The following is a 3,169-nucleotide window of genomic DNA, read 5'->3' on the forward strand; positions in this document are numbered from 1 at the left end:
ACCATGATCAGCGACAACATGGTGTCGGTGGCGTCGGAGGCTCCTGTTGCCGTGCATGTCGAAGATTTCGGGCTGCTGCCGAACGTCGACAAACTCCAGCAGGCCGCCAATGTGACCAATATTGTCCCGACGGCATCGGTGTCGTTCGATTTCGTGTTCACCGCTGATGGCAGCAAGCCGGCCGCTGTCCAAACCATCGCGGCGAGCGCCGCCGACGTCGGCCCTGTCGCCACCGATGCGGCGAAGTCCAACTTCAGCGACGAGGAGTGCCTCAACAGGTTCGCGGTGCTGTCGCGCACCGGAGCTATCTATTTTCGAACGGCGAGCGCGCGGCTCGACAGCCAAAGCCGCCCGCTGCTTGCGGAGGTCGTCGGCGTCGTTGGCAAGTGCCCGGGCCTCAAGGTCGAGGTTTCCGGACACACCGATTCCGATGGGTCGCCTGTCGAGAACAAGCTCTTGTCGGAGCGCAGGGCTCAAGCCGTTGCCGACGCCATTGTCGCCGCGGGCATTCCTCGCACGCAGATCACGGCGACCGGCTACGGTGAGGATCATCCGGTTGCCGCCAACGACACGCCGAAGAACAAGGCGCTCAATCGGCGGATCGAGTTTTCCGCCACCAAGCTCGTCAACTGAGGAAGGATCTGTTGTCCCRGTGAGTTTCGATCTGATTGCCCGTTGCGGTGGCCTTATGCGCGGCATCGGGCTTGTCGCGCTGGCACTGCTTTGGACGTTGTCGGCCGCCAGTGCCGAACGCCGTGTTGCGCTGGTCCTTGGCAATTCCCAGTATCAGCATGCCCCGGCGCTGACCAATCCGGTACGCGACGCCCAGGCCATGGCCGAACGCCTGAAGAGCCTGGACTTTGAAGTCGTTTCCGGCTTCGACCTGACCAAATTGCAGACCCAGACGACGATTGCACAGTTCGCAAAGCAGGTTCGCGGCGCCGACATCGCCCTTTTCTTCTATGCCGGCCACGGGTTGCAGGTTTCAGGCAGCAATTACCTTCTTCCGGTCGATGCAGCGCTTGAGGACGAGACCTCGCTCGATTTCGAGGCGGTGCCGGTGGATTTCGTTCTGCGGCAGATGTCGCGCGAGACCAGCATAAGGCTGATCTTCCTCGATGCCTGTCGTGACAACCCGCTTGCCGAGGTGTTGGCAAAGACCGCCGGCGTCAAGGGAGCAAAAAGCGGCCTTGCCGAAATTCCGATCGAGAACGGTGGCGCCGGCACGCTTGTCGCGTTCGCCACCAGTCCTAGCCAGGTCGCCTATGACGGGTCGGGCGAACATTCGCCGTTCGCTTCGGCGCTGCTCGCGCATATGGGCGAAACCAATGTTTCCATCACCGAAGCGATGAACCGCGTTACCGCCGATGTCTTCAAGGCAACGGCCGGCAAGCAGCGTCCCTGGATCAATGTCTCGCTGACCACCGAGGTCGTCCTGCACAAGATCGATCTCAACGCGCCGCTGATTGTCGGCGAGGCGACCGCTCCGCAACCGGAAGGCGGCTCGGAGGTGCGCAACGCCACGGCAAATCCGTCGGGCTCGGGTGACGACGCCCAGCTGGCACTCAATGTGCTGCGTCAGAAAATCCCGAAGCTTGCCTCGGACGACCCCATCTTTTTCAACCACCCTATCGATTTCGGTGATCCGGAAATCGACGGCAAAAGCATTGCCGAGCTCATCAAGAGCAAGCCGCGCTTCAGTCCGGTGGAGGGATTGGACAAGTCGGTATGGGAAGGCAAGCACTGTGATGGCTGCCATCAATGGAACGAGGAGCGGCTGTGCGAACAGGCGAAAAATTTCGCCGCCAACGATGTCTCTGTCTTGCGCCTGCAGCATCCGCTTGGAACGCGCTTCAAGGTGGCGCTGGCCAAATGGGCTCAAGGCGGCTGCAAGTAAGGCAGGATGGGTGACGGACGCTGTGACGCTCTAATATGCATCCGCTGATTGGCGCAGCGCCTCGATCTCTGCCATCTGGATGCCCATCTCGACAAATGCCGAAAGAACGGAAAACCGGTCCGCGAGTGCGACACGTGCCAGTCCGGCCAGAATCCCGGCATTGACTGCATGGGCAGCAGGAAATGGCTGCAGGCCCGATGCCATCGTCGCGGCCCTGGCCGAACCATTGTCGCGCCATCCCGCGGCCAGGGCAATCCAGCCGACCGGCGTTGTTGGCGGTGTCGCCCCGGCTGTGCTGACGGCTGCCCGTAGGTGGGGACTGTCCGGTTCACCCACCCAGTCGCGGACAAGCGCGAGCAATTCGTGATCGCTCTCGTCGAACAGGTCGGTCAGGTGGCTCAGGCATTCATGGGCCCACCAGACCGCGGCCCGCTCGGGAAGCAGGTAGGCACAGAATGTAATCGCTTCCTCGGGAACGCGTCCGGCGAGGAGGCCGCGGCAAAACTCGATCGGTTGCTGTTCGGTTGGAGGTGTTCTCATGTCCCGGGCAATAGCGGGACAAGCCGTGAAAAGATCCCGTGCCGTTTTGAATCGGAGCCCATTGGCCATGACCGCCGCGCTTTCATCGAGGAACTCCGGCCACTCAAGCCCCAGGCGCGGCGCGGGTCAAGTCTCAACCCGTGACGCGGCAACAACTCTCGGCATTGTCGTGCCCCCAGCGTTTGTCGACAGACAATTGCCTGGGAATTTGGTATGATCGCAGCCGCTCGAAATCTGGTGCTCAAACAGGAGGAGCCGCTATGCAGTGGAGCAGTTCAGCCTTTGTGTTGGCGGTCGTGTTTTGCTCGACCCACGCTTTCGCCGACCCCGTTCAGAAATCAGAAGACATTGTGAAGTTTTTTGCCGGTGCGGCCGATCTCGGCAAGTCGCGAGGAATTTGTGTCGGCTCCGAGGAGGAGTGCAAAAGCAAGAGCAAGGCAGGTGACGCGCCGGGAGAAAAAACCGGCCTCGACATGATGATCAATTTCGGCCTGGATTCGGCCGAACTCAACCCGACTGCGCGCGCTGAACTCGACGAGGTCGCCAAGGCCCTGAAGGACAACCGGTTGAGCAAGTTCAACTTCGTCGTCGAAGGCTACACCGACGCCACTGGCACGGTGCACTACAATGAGGGCCTGTCACAACGACGAGCGCAATCGGTGGCAGCATTCCTGACGGCCAGCGGCATCGACACAGCACGCCTCAACGCGATCGGCATGGGCGAAAAGAATC

General features: G+C 61.2%; 4 protein-coding genes. 3 read left to right on the forward strand and 1 reads right to left on the reverse strand.

Translation table 11 applies throughout. The features are described from left to right. Window positions 1-633, forward strand: a 633-nt coding sequence (locus ACXJ7R_RS28555) for an OmpA family protein (RefSeq protein ID WP_457154748.1), incomplete at its 5' end; no start/stop codon positions are given. Window positions 634-652: 19 nt separating this feature from the next. Further along, on the forward strand, window positions 653-1,897 hold the full coding sequence (locus ACXJ7R_RS28560; RefSeq protein ID WP_457154749.1) for a caspase family protein: 1,245 nt from the start codon (window positions 653-655) through the stop codon (window positions 1,895-1,897). A gap of 30 nt (window positions 1,898-1,927) precedes the next feature. Here the strand turns inward: ACXJ7R_RS28560 and ACXJ7R_RS28565 are convergent, their stop codons facing one another. Continuing rightward, a complete protein-coding gene (locus ACXJ7R_RS28565) occupies window positions 1,928-2,506 on the reverse strand; it encodes a DUF6931 family protein (protein ID WP_457154750.1) in 579 nt (192 codons plus the stop codon). A 71-nt stretch (window positions 2,507-2,577) separates the two neighbouring features. Between ACXJ7R_RS28565 and ACXJ7R_RS28570 the strand changes: the two genes are divergently transcribed. Beyond that, a partial coding sequence (locus tag ACXJ7R_RS28570; protein ID WP_457154751.1) for an OmpA family protein occupies window positions 2,578-3,169 on the forward strand: 592 nt, incomplete at its 3' end.

Source organism: Mesorhizobium sp. P5_C1, assembly GCF_054049815.1.

Coding starts and splice junctions, on each gene's coding strand:
- ACXJ7R_RS28565 (WP_457154750.1), bottom strand. CDS start 2,506: ATGGCCAATGGGCTCCGATTCAAAACGGCACGGGATCTTTTCACGGCT.